Source organism: Mitsuaria sp. CC2 (genome assembly GCF_048957715.1).
Taxonomy (GTDB): domain Bacteria; phylum Pseudomonadota; class Gammaproteobacteria; order Burkholderiales; family Burkholderiaceae_C; genus Roseateles.
The window spans coordinates 46,157-58,714 of record NZ_JARVXN010000028.1; the positions used below are offsets into that span (position 1 = coordinate 46,157).

Sequence of the window (12,558 nt, forward strand, 5' to 3'; positions counted from 1 at the left end):
TGATCCTTCATTGAGCCGGCATCGCGCCGTCGAAGTCGAACAGCTCCACCTTCCTCGGCTGCCCCGAGCGCCGCTCCACCTTGTGCTGCGGCCCGATCGCCTTGCCGGTGCGCGCGTCGATGAGCTTGAGTTCCACCGGCTCGCCCGTCTCCGTGTCGATCAGGCGGACCGGCTTGTTCTTCAGCGGCGCGTGCTTGTTGCCCCAGGTCAGCAGCGCCAGCATCACCGACCGCAGGTCGCGGCCCTTGGGCGTCAGCACGTACTCGTAGCGCGGCGGCTTGTCGCTGTAGAGCCGCTTCTCCAGCAGCTCCCGCTCCACCAGCTCCGCCAGCCGGCGCGTCAGGGTGTTCGAGGCGATACCCAGTTCCGCCACGAACTCGTCGAAGCGGTGGTGGCCGTAGAACACCTCGCGCAGGATCAGCACGCTCCAGCTGTCGCCCAGCATGTCCGTCGCCCTCGCCAGCGGGCAGGCCATGTCTTCGAAGCTCGTGCGGCGCATCTCGCCAATCTGGCCGCCGCCGCCGCGCTGCAGCAGGCGGTGATCGCCAAGGCGCGTGCGGGCATCGACGCGGCCTCGGCCGAAGAGCAGCGCGCCCGCGACGACTTCGCGCGCTACAGGGACCTCGTCGGCCGCGCGGCCGTGTCGGTCGAGAGCAGCCAGCGCGCCGAGGCGAGCTTCAAGACCGCGCAGGCCGGCTCCGCGCGCGCCCGCGCCGAGCAGCAGGCCGCCGAACGCCAGCTCGACGTCATCGCAACGCAGAAGCGCCAGGCGCAGGCGGCACGGGACCAGGCGCGCGCGGAGCGCGATATCGCCCAGCTCAACCTCGGCTACACCGAGCTGCGCGCGCCGCGCGACGGCTACGTCGGCAACCGCAAGGCGCGGCTCGGCACCTACGTGGGCGTCGGCACGCCGCTGCTGTCGGTAGTGCCGGCGCAGGGGCTGTGGGTCGACGCGAACTTCAAGGAAGACCAGCTCGCCCGCATGACGACCGGCCAGCCGGTGAGCATCCGCCCCGACGCCTGGCCCGGCGTCGTGCTGCACGGCACGCTCGGCAGCCTGGCACCGGCCACCGGCTCGCAGTTCAGCGTGCTGCCCGCGGAGAACGCTACCGGCAACTTCACCAAGATCGTCCAGCGCGTGCCGGTCCGCATCTAGCTCGATCCCGCCGACGATCGCCTCGGACGTCTGAGGCCCGGGCTGTCCGTCGTCGTCGAGGTCGACACGAATCACACCGGCGCCGGCACCAAGGACGCCGACCGGAACGCCGACCGGAACGCCGACCCGAACGCCGACCGAAACGCCGACAGGAACGCCAACCGGAACGGTACCGAGCCCGGCACCCCGGGCACCCGCAAGACGGCGAGCGTGCAATGAGCGCTGCCCTCGCCTCGACGGACGACGGGGCCGCGTCCGCGCCGCCGCGCAAGCGCCCGCCCTTCTGGTCCGACGTCGTCATCCCCATCGACCAGCTGACGACCCGCGACAAGGTGCTGGCCTTCGCGACGATGTGCGTGGGCATGTTCATCGCGCTGCTGGACATCCAGATCGTCTCCGCCTCGCTGCGCGACATCGGCGGCGGACTCTCGGCCGGCGCCGACGACACGACCTGGGTGCAGACCAGCTACCTGATCGCCGAGATCATCGTGATCCCGCTCTCGGGCTGGCTCGCGAGCGTGATGTCCACGCGCTGGCTGTTCGCGGTCTCGGCGCTCGGCTTCACGCTGACCAGCCTGCTGTGCGGCCTGGCCTGGAACATCCAGAGCATGATCGCCTTCCGCGCCCTCCAGGGCTTCCTGGGCGGCTCCATGATCCCGATGGTCTTCACCACCGCGTTCATGTACTTCAGCGGCAAGCAGCGCGTGATCGCGGCCTCGACCATCGGCGCGATCGCCTCGCTGGCGCCGACGCTCGGCCCGGTCGTCGGCGGCTACATCACCGATGTGCTCTCCTGGCAGTGGCTCTTCTATATCAACCTATTGCCAGGCCTCGTGGTCACCGTCGTCGTGCCGCTGATGGTCCGCGTCGACAGGCCGAATCTCTCGCTGCTCAAGGGCGCCGACTACCTGTCGATGGTGCTGCTCGCAGTGTTCCTCGGCTGCCTCCAATACACCCTGGAAGAAGGCCCTCGCTGGAACTGGTTCAGCGACACCACCATCGTCGCCACCGCCTGGATCGCGGGCGCCACGGGCATCGCCTTCCTCGCCCGCAGCCTGACCCACGCGCATCCGATCGTCGACCTGCGCGCCTTCAAGGACCGCAACTTCGCGCTGGGAAGCCTGTTCTCGTTCATCACCGGCATCGGCATCTTCGCCACCATCTACCTGACACCGCTGTTCCTCGGCCGCGTGCGCGGCTACGGCGCGCTCGACATCGGCCTGGCCGTGTTCTCCACCGGCGTTTTCCAGGTGATGTCCATCCCGCTGTACGCCTTTCTCGCCAGCCGCTTCGACCTGCGCTGGATCCTCTTCGCCGGGCTCACGCTCTTCGCGCTCTCGATGTGGGAGTTCGCGCCGATCACGCACGACTGGGGCAGCCATCAGCTGCTGCTGCCGCAGGCGCTGCGCGGCATGGCCCAGCAGCTTTGCGTGCCGCCGGTCGTGACGTTGGCGCTCGGCGCGCTGCCGCCGGCGCGCTTGAAGCTCGCCTCGGGGCTGTTCAACCTGATGCGCAACCTCGGCGGCGCCATCGGCATCGCGGCCTGCGCCACCCTCCTCAACGACCGCACCAACCTGCACTTCCAGCGCCTGGCCGAGCACCTCACCACCAGCAACGAGTCCATGAACCAGTTGCTCGCGTCAGTGGGTTCTTCGTTGTCGGCCTCGATGCCGGCCAGCGACGGCGCCACCGCCGCGCTGCGCCAGCTCTGGTCGCTCACCTACCGCGAGGCGCTGACGATGACCTTCTCCGACGCCTTCCTGATCGTGATGGGTTGCTTCGTCGTCGCGCTGGTGTTCGTGCCGATGCTGCGCAGGATCGCGCCGCCGGCCGCGCCGTCCGCCGATGCGCATTGATCGCGATCGATGCCCGCCAATCCTTCGATTCCCTCGATCCCCTCGATCCCCTCGATCCCCTCGTCCCCTGGGAGACCCGCCATGTCGCTCCTGCCGTCCGCTTCCCGCCGTCCGCTGATGCGGCTCGCTCCGCTGGCGCTCGCCGCCTTCCTCGCTGCCTGCGCCCAGATGCCCGGGCCGGGGGATGGTCCCCGCGCGCTTGATGAGCGCTTCGCCGGTCAGGCCTTGATCGCGCAACATCAGGACGGCGCGGCGCCGGCCACGCTGGGCACCTGGTGGCAGGACTTCGACGATCCCGCCCTGACGGCGATCGTGCAGCGGGTGCTCGATCAGAACCTGGATCTCGCCGTCGCGCTCGCGCGCGTCGAACAGGCACGCGCCGCAGCGCAAGGCGCCGGCGCGCTGCGCTTGCCGCAGGGTTCGTTGCAGGGACAGCTGCTCACCCAACGCCAGTCGCTGAAGAGTCCCGAAGGCTCGCTGGCGCATGGCTTCCCCGGCTACGACCGCAACCAGACGCTGCAGACATTGGGCGTGGGCGCGAGCTGGGAGGCCGATCTCGCCGGCGGCCTTCGACAGGGCGAAGCCGCCGCCGTCGCCGAATGGCAGGCCGCCGATGCGGCCCGCCTCGGTGCCCGCGTGACCGTCGCCGCCGAAGCGGCCGACGCCTACTTCCGCGTCCGCGGCGCGCAGGCCCGCATCGAAGTCGCCGAGGCCCACCTGCGTACGCAGTCGCAATTGCTGCAACTGATCCAGGATCGCTTCAAGGGCGGGCTCGCCACGCAGCGCGAAGTGGCCGAAGCGCAGGCATTGCAGCTTCAAGCGCGCGGCACGTTGCCGCCATTGCGGACCGATCTCGCGCAGCAGCAGCATCGCCTGGACGTGCTGATGGGCGAGCAGGCCGGCACTGCGGCGGCGACACTGATCGCGGCTCCGCGGCGGTCGCCGACATCGCCGACTTCGCCGACTTCGCAGTCCTCGCAGACTTCCACGTATCGGGTTCCGTCGCTGCCGGCCGACCTCACGCCGGCGACGCTGATGCGCCGCCGTCCCGACGTCATCGCCGCCGAACGTCAACTCGACGCCAGCCAAGCGCGCATCGGCATCGCCACGGCCGAGTACTACCCACGCCTGACGCTGGGCGGCGTGCTCGGCGCCTCGAGCCTGCACGGCGGGCTGTTCAGCGCCGACGCGTTCCAACCGCAAGCGCTACTCGGACTGCACTGGCGGCTCTTCGACTTCGGACGCGTCGACGCCGAGGTCGCCCAGGCGCGCGGCGCGCGGGCCGAGGCGCTCGCGCAGGTTCGCCAGCGCATGCTGCGCGCCACCGAGGACGTCGAGAACGCGATCGTGTCGCTCTCCGAGCTGGCACTGCAACGCGGCGATCTCGCCCAGGAAGTCCGTGCCCATCAGGTCGCGCGCGACGCGGCCGAGGACGCCTACAAGGGCGGCGCGGCCAGCCTGATCGAAGTGCTGCAGGAAGACCGGCTGCTGCTCGCCGCGCGCGATCAGCTCGCCCAGCTGGACGCGAACCACGCACGCGCAGCGGTTTCGGCCTTCCGTGCCTTCGGCGGCGGCTGGGACGCTGCGGAAAACCCGACGCGCTAGCCGCCCGGCCCACGGCGCGGCCTCGTTAGCATCGGAGCCCTATGAGCACGTCGCCCGCTTCGTCGTCCCAGCTTCCAGCGCCGTCTGCGCACGGCGGCGGCGGCCTGTTGCCCTTGCTGTTCGTCTCCGTCTGGAGCACCGGCTTCATCGGCGCGAAGTTCGGGCTGCCGGACGCGGAGCCGCTCACCTTCCTCGCGTGGCGCTACGCCGCAGTCATCGCATTGATGCTGCCCGTCGTGCTGGTGCTGCGCGCGCCATGGCCGCGCTCGACGGCGGCCTGCGGCCACATCGCGGTCACTGGACTGCTGGTGCACGGCGTCTACCTCGGCGGCGTGTTCACTGCCATCGCCCACGGCCTGCCCGCCGGCATCACCGCGCTGGTCGTCGGCCTGCAGCCGCTGGTCACGGCGCTCGGCGCGCGCGCCTTCCTGGGCGAACGCATCGCGCCGATGCAGTGGCTCGGCCTGGGCATCGGATTTCTCGGCGTCGGCCTCGTCGTCGCGCAGAAGATCGCGGCGGTCCCCGGCGGCGCGTTGATCACCATGCTTCTGCCCGCCGTCATCGCGCTGATCGGCATTACCGCCGGCACGCTCTACCAGAAGAAATTCTGTCCTTCCTTCGATCTGCGCACCGGCTCGATCATCCAGTTCGTGCCGAGCCTGCTCGTCACCGCCGCCATCGCCGCGATGACGGAAACCATGCAGGTGCAATGGACCGGCCAGTTCATCTTCGCGCTGGCGTGGCTGGTGCTCGTGTTGTCGCTGGGCGCTGTCAGCCTGCTGAACGTGCTGATCCGGCGCGGCAGCGCGGTCAACGTGGCCAGCCTCTTTTACCTCACGCCGCCGACGACCGCGCTGATCGCCTGGGCGCTGTTCGGCGAGACGCTCACCGGCCTCGCGATGGCCGGCATGGCGCTGGTGGCGATCGGCGTGTGGCTGGCGCGCAGGACGCGTTGACGCAGTGGACACGGCCATCAGGCATGCGGCAATCGCGCTGCCGTCGCACGTACGGCGGCGCCCACGAAAAAGGCGGCCCCTCGGGGCCGCCTTCAGTGATGATAGTGGAATCAGTTGCGGTCGGCACGCGCCGGCAGGGTGCTGTCGGTGGTGTCGTTGTTCATCGTCGACGTGTCCGTCGAGGAACTGCCGGCCGCCGGAGCGCTCATCGGCATCGGATCGGTCTGCGATCGGACGGCCGGGTCCTGACGCTGCTCGGTCGTCGTGTTGTTGCCGTTGTTCTGGCTGCTCGTGGCCGGCTGGGTGTTATTCCAGTCGTTCGTGGTCGCGGGCTGGCCGGTGCTCGGATTGGCGGCCGGCGTCGCGGGTGGCGCCTTGCCCTGGTCGTTGTTGTTGGAGAGCGGATCGTTGGTCTGATCGCGCGCACCGACGGAGCCGGAGCTGCCGCCCTGGCCTTGCGCGTGAAGGAAGCCGACGCCGGAAGCCAGCGCAATCGCCATTGCCACGGTGGTGATCTTGGAACGGGGGTTCATGGTGGATCTCCTGGAAGCTGTGGATTGAAAGGTCTTGCCGGGGGCACACGCTCGGTTCGCATTGCGTTCTGTCGCATCGCGAACCGTCGCGTCGCCCTTGCAAGGAAAGACTGGCAATCCCGATGCCCGCTAGGTTCTCGCGCGCGCGCACCGGTCGATCGAGGTCAGACTTTGAACACCGGGGCTCGCGCGGGAGAAGGCTCGAGTTCATCGAGCACCGCCACGATCGCGACCGGATCTGCTGCAGCCGCCGGGACGACCCGAGCGCCGCGCGGCGCATTCGCCGCGACCGGCGCGACGGTCTCCTGAGCCAGCGGCTGAACGAGCGCGCGTGCCTGCGCAGCGCCGCGGGACTCCGCCGGTGTCGCGAGCAGTCGCAGCCGTTGCCCGATGGCATCGAGGCTCTGCGTCGCCGCTTCGTCATCGGCGTCCGCGTCGAAGGGATCGAGGCTGATGCGCTCCGGCGAGAGCCCCAACCCCAGCGCGTGGAAGTAGCTCGCCTCGGTGACGAGGCTGAGCTGGCTCGCGATCAAACGGTGCACTTCCAGGTCCGGCATGTCCATCTGCGCACCCTGCACGGTGGCGAGCACCGGCGTGCGCGTGATGCCGCCGGCCAGTCCGGCGAGGCGATGCGCATTGGGCAGATGCGCGTGCAGCACCGCCGCCTGCTTGTTGCGGATGAGGCCGACGAGCACTTGGATCGCGTGCCACGGGGGATCGTCCGGCATGGCGACGATGACGATGTCGGCGCCGAGTGCGCGCAGCCGTTCCGCGTACGGTCCGTCGGCGGGACAGACGACGGTGAAGCGGACGTTGCCGCCGCTTCCGTGCCGTTCCACCAGTCGCTCCACCAGTCGCGTGGCGCCGAGCCGGTCGGAGGCCGTGGCGAGCGGGCATGCCTCATCGGCCGTCTCGTCCGACGGCACCGCGCCGACGATCTCCACGACATGCAGCGAGGGCACGGGATTCCCCGCCGTCACGGCGGAGAGCGTCGGCGTCGCGCCGGGGCGTCGTTGTGCAGGGCGGTCCATCACGTGCCTCTTGAAACCGCTCCATGCGGTATCTACGCATGGCAAAGCCCATACCCGCCAGGACCTGGGAGATCACAAGGGCTTCAACGACTGCAGCACGGTCGGGAGAAGTTCGCTCACTGTCGGGTGGATGCGCACACCGCCTTCGGTGACATCGGTGTACGGCCGCTTGGACGCCACGACGTCCAGCAGCGACTGCACCGCCTCGTCGCCGTCGACGCCCAGCACCATCGCGCCGAGGATGGCCTTCGATTCCGCGTCGACGAGGATCTTGATGAAGCCTTCGGTCTCGCCCTTCTCGATGGCCCGGCCGACGCGCGTCATCGGCCGCGTGCCGATCAGCGCGGGACGACCGCTGGCGCGCACCTCCTGCTCGCCGAGACCGATGCGCGCCAGCGGTGGATCGGTGTACAGCGCGTAGGTCACGACGCGGCCGCCGACGCTTCGATCGGCCCCGTCGAGGAGATTGGCCGCGGTGACCTCGAAGTCGTTCCACGAGGTGTGCGTAAACGCGCCGCGGCCGTTGCAGTCGCCGAGCGCCCAGATGTGCGGCACGCTGCTGCGCAGCTGGTCGTCGACGACGATGTTGCCGCGCTCGTCGACGCGCACGCCGGCGCGATCCAGACCCAGGTCGTCGGTGTTGGGCTTGCGGCCGGTGGCGATCAGCACATGGCTGCCGCGGACTTCGGGCGCGCCGGTCTGGCAGTTCACCTGCACGGCGACGCCCTCCTCCGCCGGCGCCAGCTTCACGCATTCCGCGCCGGTGCGGATGGTGAGGCCGTCGCGTTCGAGGATCCCTCGCAAGGCTTCGGCGACATCGGCGTCCTCGCGCGGCACGAGCCGCGGACCGCGCTGCACGACGGTCACTTCCGATCCGAAGCGTCGGAACATCTGCGCGAACTCCAGCCCGATGTAGCTTCCGCCCACGACGACGAGATGCCGCGGCAGTTCCTGAAGCTGCATGATCGACGCGTTGGTCAGCCAGGGCACGGTGTCCAGGCCCTCGACGCCGGGCTGCGCGGGGCGTCCGCCCACGTTGATGAAGAAGCGGTCCGCGCGCAAGCGACGTCCGTCGACGACGACGGTGTGGGGATCCTCGAAATGCGCGTGGCCCATGATCAGCTCGACCTTGGGCATGCCGCGCAGCCACTTCTCGACGCTCTCGCGCGACTGGCCGGAGATACGCGCCTTGCGCGCAATGACGGCGGGCAGGTCGACGCCGATCTGCTCCGGCACCCGCACGCCCCAGCGCGCGGCCTCGCGGACGACCCAGGCGGCATGGGCGCTCGCAACCATCGCCTTGGTCGGGATGCAGCCGGTGTTGACACAGGTGCCGCCGACGCGTGAGCGCTCGATGACGGCGACCCGCCAGCCGGCCTGCGACATGCGCTCGGCCAGCGGGGGGCCGGCCTGGCCGGCGCCGATGACGATGGCATCGAAGGTGTCGGTGGATTGGGGGGATTCACTCACGGCGACGCTCCTGGTGGGGGATCGTCGCGGAGTCTGCCACCGATGGGGACGACTCAGGTCGCGCCGTGGCGCCTTCGGATCGCGGCCAGGGTGCCACGCTGTTCCAGCACCAGGATCGCCTGATCGATGCGGGCGCGATCGCGTTCATCGAGTCGCCGGCGACCCAGCATCAGGCACACCGGCTGCACGCTGTGCCCGAAAGGCTGCCGCAACAGCCGCACGCCCGAGACGCGTGCCTGCGCATGGACATCGAGGTCGTCGCCGAGGATCAGTGCCGCGCGACCGATCCGCAGCATGTCGACGCCCTGTCGCGTGGTCTGGTACGGCAGCAGCAGGCCAGCGTCGGCGAGGCGCTCGCGCCAGTTCTCGAAGTCGTCGCCGAGGCCGTGCGCATCGACGTGCAACAGGGGGATGCGCCGTTGCAGCACCTGCTCGAAACCCTGCAGCCCGATGAGGCGCGGATCGCGGGGATCCGTCGCGGCGACCATGAAGGCCTCGTTGCGGTAGGGCCGCGTGTACATGACCAAGCGCTCAAGTTCCGGCACCGGCGTGGCCGAGAAGATCACGTCGAACTGGTCGTTCAGCAACTCGCGGAAGCGCCGCTTGCGCCATTGCGGCGTCCCACGGATCCAGCTCAGTTCGAAGCCTGCCTTCGTGCAGATCGCCTGCAGCAGTTCCGCATCGAGACCGCGCATGCTGCCGTCCGGGCTGGGCACCAGGTACGGAGGCCAGGATTCCACCAACGCGCGCAGGACACGCGGTCGGGCACTCCCCCAGGAGAGAGTCCCGCAAGCGAGCGCCATGCCACCCACCAACGCGCGGCGCCTGGGCCCTCGAACGGCGGGAACGACGGACTGTCCGGATGGATTCATTGTCTCTTTGAGAGCCATCTCGGCGGGGATTCAGTCCAGTGTGCGCCTGGCGCCAAGTCACCACAAGGCGGGCAAGACGCGTCCTTCGGGCACTCCCCTCAGATGAGGGCTGGTGCCAGACGACCTCCAGAGAAAGTCACGCGCGCAGGCCAACCACGCGCTTCCTCATCTGTTTTTGTCAATTCACAACGTGCAAAATTGATACATGAAAGTCGTTCTTGTCGAAGACTCCCCGCTGGTGCGCAAACATCTGTTGGCGGCCCTGAAGGAACAGCCCTTCCTGTCGGTGGTCGGCCTCGCCGCCACCGAGGCGGAGGCCTTGTGCACCGTTGGGCTGACGCGGCCCCACGTCGTGGTGCTGGACCTCGCGCTGGCAGCAGGGTCGGGGCTGGAGGTGCTTCGCAAGCTGCGCCTGGCGGGCTACGGCGGGACCATCCTGGTCCTCAGCAACCGCGAGGCGGAGATCTACGGCCCGCTGTGCGTGAGCAACGGCGCCAACGCCTTCTATGACAAGGGCCGCGAGTTCGAGAAATTCCTCGCCGACCTGAATGTCCTGGCCGAGGCCCCGCGCCTGGCGGCGAGCCAACCGATGAGTTTGAGCTCGCTGCAGATGCGCTGAGGCGGCAGAAACTCCCCGCAGAGCATTCGGAAAAAAGAAAACCCGCTCTGGGCGGGTTTTCTAAGCGCTTGCCAAATAGTTGATTCAGCAAGCTATTTTGGAGGAGAGGGGGGGATTCGAACCCCCGAGACGTTTCCGTCCGCCTGATTTCGAGTCACGAACATTTTTCAATCGCGACAGTCGTTTAAGGCACCACCGTTTCCGCATCTGCCGTCCAATTGGGCACGTCTCCCCGAGGTCGAAGTGTGCATCTCAGCCAACTTTGCGGAAGCGATTTGCGCGAGGAGTTCTGTATAGATCCACAGCAGTACGGGCGCCAGCGGAGACTCAAAACGCCTAGATATCGTGCGTTGTACACGAATCAAAAATATCACAAATATCACATCACTTTACACCTCTTCGCCGTTAGGACACATTGGCGGGCATCCAAGCCTGCCTGACCGCGGGCACCCCACAAGTAGGAGACGATCCATGAATGGCTCGAAGATGAAGGTGCAGACTAAGCTAACGCTTGCCTTTGGCGCTCTGTCGACGCTCTTGCTACTGGTTGCAGCACTAGCCTGGAGTTCCCTCCAACACTCAAACGATGCATTTGATGAATTTGCTAAAGGCGTCACTGAGAGGGCACACATCGCCACCGTAGTGCGGCAGGCAGTGGATGCGCGAGCGATTGCTGCTCGCAACCTGGTACTGGTCTCACGCACGGAGGATTCGGCGCGTGAGCGGGTGAAGGTTGAGCAGGCCCATCAAACTGCGAGCCGCAATTTGGCCGAGCTAAAAGAAATGGCAAAGCTCAGCAATGTGTCGGACACCGCTCGCGGTCTTATCGCTGAGATCGATCGCGTCGAGCGCCTCTACGCGCCTGTGGCGATGGACATCGTGTCGCTGGCATTGAGCGGCAAGCGCGAGGAGGCAATCAACCAGATGAACGAGAAGTGCCGCCCGTTACTTGCAGAGCTGGTCCGGGCGAGCGATGCGCTGTCGGACTACACGCGCAAGAACGCCGACCGTATGTCTTCTGAAGGCGGTGCCCGCATGGCCACAGAGAAGACTCGGTTTGCTCTGGCCGTTATCGCGGCGTTGGGCGTAGCTATCCTGTCTGGCATCCTCATTGTGAAAAGCCTGTATCGGTCGCTAGGAGCCGAGCCGGCTGATCTCGGCGATGCTGCTGCCCAGGTCGCCGCCGGCAATCTGAGTTCTCTGCCGGGCGAAGAAAGCGCGCCGCGCGGAAGTGTGCTGGCCTCCCTTGCCCAAATGCGCGCGGAGTTGGCAGGCGTCGTTCATAGCGTCCGTGAGGCTTCGGCTTCGATTGCCAATGGCAGTTCGGAAATCGCGTCGGGAAATGCCGATCTCAGTCAACGAACTGAAGAGCAAGCAAGCGCGCTACAGCAAACCGCCGCAACGATGGAAGAACTGGGCACGACGGTACGCAACAACGCATCCCACGCTGACGAAGCAGACCGGCTCGCGCAGGACGCCACGCGGATCGCGGGTGAGGCGGGGACCGTGGTGGGCGAAGTCGTCACGACGATGCAGGACATTGATGCCAGTTCGAAGCGCATCGCCGACATCATCGGCACCATCGATGGGATCGCGTTCCAGACAAACATCTTGGCCCTGAATGCCGCTGTCGAAGCCGCGCGTGCGGGTGAACAAGGGCGAGGTTTCGCGGTCGTCGCCAGCGAGGTACGCGCTCTCGCTCAGCGTAGCGCGGCGGCAGCCAAGGAGATCAAATCGTTGATAGAGGCGAGCGTCGCCAAAGTCCAAGCTGGTTCGGCGCTCGTGAACCGCGCAGGCTCCACGATGCGCAACGTGGTGGGGGCGATCCAAAACGTGAGCAACGTCGTCGGCGAAATCAGCGTGGCGAGCCGCGAGCAGAGCACCGGCGTCGACCAGGTCGGCGATGCCGTCTCCCAAATGGATCAAGTCACGCAACAAAATGCTGCCTTGGTAGAACAGAGCGCCGCAGCCGCCGAAAGTCTACGAAACCAGGCAGACCGACTCGTCGAGACTGTCAGCGTTTTCCGACTTTCTTGAAGGAATCGGCAGCCGTCTAGATTCACCGTTCGTAAGCGTCCAGTGAACCCATCTTGAACGGCTCGCCAGTGAGAGCCAGGATGGTGTCCACCAAAACCATTAGGTGGACACCATGCTGAGGCCAAGCCGGCCAGTCGCCGGCGACACGATGCAGACCTAAAGCGCCAAGTCATCGCCGCATGTGCGGTGCCTGGCGCGTCCGTGGCCCATGTGGCGATGAGCTACGGCCTCACCGCCATCCTCGTGCACAAGTGGCGGCGCTTGGCTGGGCACGATGGCGAGGCCGCTGGCACCCCTGCCTTCGTCCCGGTGTCGGTGGTCACCGAAGCGGAACCATGCGAGCCACCGCAGTCCATCGAACTGGAGCTGCAGCGCGGCCCGGTCCATGTACGGGTGCGTTGGCCAATGGCGGGTGCCTCTTCC

Annotated in this window: 10 protein-coding genes and 2 pseudogenes; 7 read left to right on the forward strand and 5 right to left on the reverse strand. The window is 67.5% G+C overall.

Annotated elements, in window-relative coordinates; translation table 11 throughout:
* Nucleotides 1-7: 7 nt before the first annotated feature.
* Nucleotides 8-499, reverse strand: a complete 492-nt coding sequence (locus PV762_RS19680; RefSeq protein ID WP_421036697.1) for a winged helix-turn-helix transcriptional regulator — start codon at nt 497-499, stop codon at nt 8-10.
* Here PV762_RS19680 and PV762_RS19685 point away from each other — a divergent pair.
* The 4 genes and pseudogenes from PV762_RS19685 to PV762_RS19700 form a co-directional block, all read left to right on the forward strand.
* A pseudogene (locus PV762_RS19685) lies at nt 485-1,228 on the forward strand (HlyD family secretion protein); the annotation flags it as partial. The gene PV762_RS19680 and the pseudogene PV762_RS19685 sit on opposite strands and share 15 nt — an antisense overlap.
* A 143-nt stretch (nt 1,229-1,371) precedes the next feature.
* Entirely contained in the window at nt 1,372-3,012 is a 1,641-nt protein-coding gene (locus PV762_RS19690; RefSeq protein WP_421036698.1) for a DHA2 family efflux MFS transporter permease subunit, read from the forward strand.
* Between the two features lie 81 nt (nt 3,013-3,093).
* A complete protein-coding gene (locus PV762_RS19695) occupies nt 3,094-4,617 on the forward strand; it encodes an efflux transporter outer membrane subunit (RefSeq protein ID WP_421036699.1) in 1,524 nt (507 codons plus the stop codon).
* 41 nt (nt 4,618-4,658) lie between these two features.
* Nucleotides 4,659-5,573: a DMT family transporter gene (locus tag PV762_RS19700; protein WP_421036700.1), complete on the forward strand. Its 915-nt coding sequence runs from the start codon at nt 4,659-4,661 to the stop codon at nt 5,571-5,573.
* Between the two features lie 110 nt (nt 5,574-5,683).
* On the opposite strand, the gene PV762_RS19705 is transcribed toward PV762_RS19700, so the two are convergent.
* The 4 genes from PV762_RS19705 to PV762_RS19720 all read right to left on the reverse strand — a co-directional run bounded on the left by PV762_RS19705 (nt 5,684) and on the right by PV762_RS19720 (nt 9,302).
* The gene (locus PV762_RS19705; RefSeq protein WP_421036701.1) at nt 5,684-6,106 is read right to left on the reverse strand and encodes a hypothetical protein; all 423 of its coding nucleotides are present in this window, start codon (nt 6,104-6,106) and stop codon (nt 5,684-5,686) included.
* A gap of 164 nt (nt 6,107-6,270) precedes the next feature.
* Nucleotides 6,271-7,137, reverse strand: coding sequence for a hypothetical protein (locus PV762_RS19710; RefSeq protein ID WP_421036702.1), 867 nt, complete (start codon nt 7,135-7,137; stop codon nt 6,271-6,273).
* Nucleotides 7,138-7,209: 72 nt separating this feature from the next.
* The gene (locus tag PV762_RS19715; protein WP_421036703.1) at nt 7,210-8,607 is read right to left on the reverse strand and encodes an FAD-containing oxidoreductase; all 1,398 of its coding nucleotides are present in this window, start codon (nt 8,605-8,607) and stop codon (nt 7,210-7,212) included.
* Nucleotides 8,608-8,660: 53 nt separating this feature from the next.
* Nucleotides 8,661-9,302: a substrate-binding periplasmic protein gene (locus tag PV762_RS19720; RefSeq protein WP_421036704.1), complete on the reverse strand. Its 642-nt coding sequence runs from the start codon at nt 9,300-9,302 to the stop codon at nt 8,661-8,663.
* Nucleotides 9,303-9,684: 382 nt separating this feature from the next.
* Here PV762_RS19720 and PV762_RS19725 point away from each other — a divergent pair, with 382 nt between their 5' ends.
* The 3 genes and pseudogenes from PV762_RS19725 to PV762_RS19735 all read left to right on the forward strand — a co-directional run.
* Nucleotides 9,685-10,098 (forward strand): response regulator transcription factor, encoded by a 414-nt coding sequence (locus PV762_RS19725; RefSeq protein WP_421036705.1) that lies wholly within the window; start codon nt 9,685-9,687, stop codon nt 10,096-10,098.
* A gap of 471 nt (nt 10,099-10,569) precedes the next feature.
* Nucleotides 10,570-12,135 carry a methyl-accepting chemotaxis protein gene (locus PV762_RS19730; RefSeq protein ID WP_421036706.1) on the forward strand — a complete coding sequence of 522 codons (1,566 nt, stop codon included), beginning with the start codon at nt 10,570-10,572 and terminating at the stop codon, nt 12,133-12,135.
* Between the two features lie 147 nt (nt 12,136-12,282).
* Nucleotides 12,283-12,558, forward strand: a pseudogene (locus PV762_RS19735) (transposase); the annotation flags it as partial.

Bases quoted from the DNA above. Each gene is read 5' to 3' on its own strand.
- PV762_RS19690 (WP_421036698.1), top strand. From the start codon at position 1,372: ATGAGCGCTGCCCTCGCCTCGACGGACGACGGGGCCGCGTCCGCGCCG.
- PV762_RS19695 (WP_421036699.1), top strand. From the start codon at position 3,094: ATGTCGCTCCTGCCGTCCGCTTCCCGCCGTCCGCTGATGCGGCTCGCT.
- PV762_RS19730 (WP_421036706.1), top strand. From the start codon at position 10,570: ATGAATGGCTCGAAGATGAAGGTGCAGACTAAGCTAACGCTTGCCTTT.
- PV762_RS19705 (WP_421036701.1), bottom strand. From the start codon at position 6,106: ATGAACCCCCGTTCCAAGATCACCACCGTGGCAATGGCGATTGCGCTG.
- PV762_RS19720 (WP_421036704.1), bottom strand. From the start codon at position 9,302: ATGCGCGGTCTCGATGCGGAACTGCTGCAGGCGATCTGCACGAAGGCA.
- PV762_RS19700 (WP_421036700.1), top strand. From the start codon at position 4,659: ATGAGCACGTCGCCCGCTTCGTCGTCCCAGCTTCCAGCGCCGTCTGCG.
- PV762_RS19680 (WP_421036697.1), bottom strand. From the start codon at position 499: ATGCGCCGCACGAGCTTCGAAGACATGGCCTGCCCGCTGGCGAGGGCG.
- PV762_RS19710 (WP_421036702.1), bottom strand. From the start codon at position 7,137: ATGGACCGCCCTGCACAACGACGCCCCGGCGCGACGCCGACGCTCTCC.
- PV762_RS19725 (WP_421036705.1), top strand. From the start codon at position 9,685: ATGAAAGTCGTTCTTGTCGAAGACTCCCCGCTGGTGCGCAAACATCTG.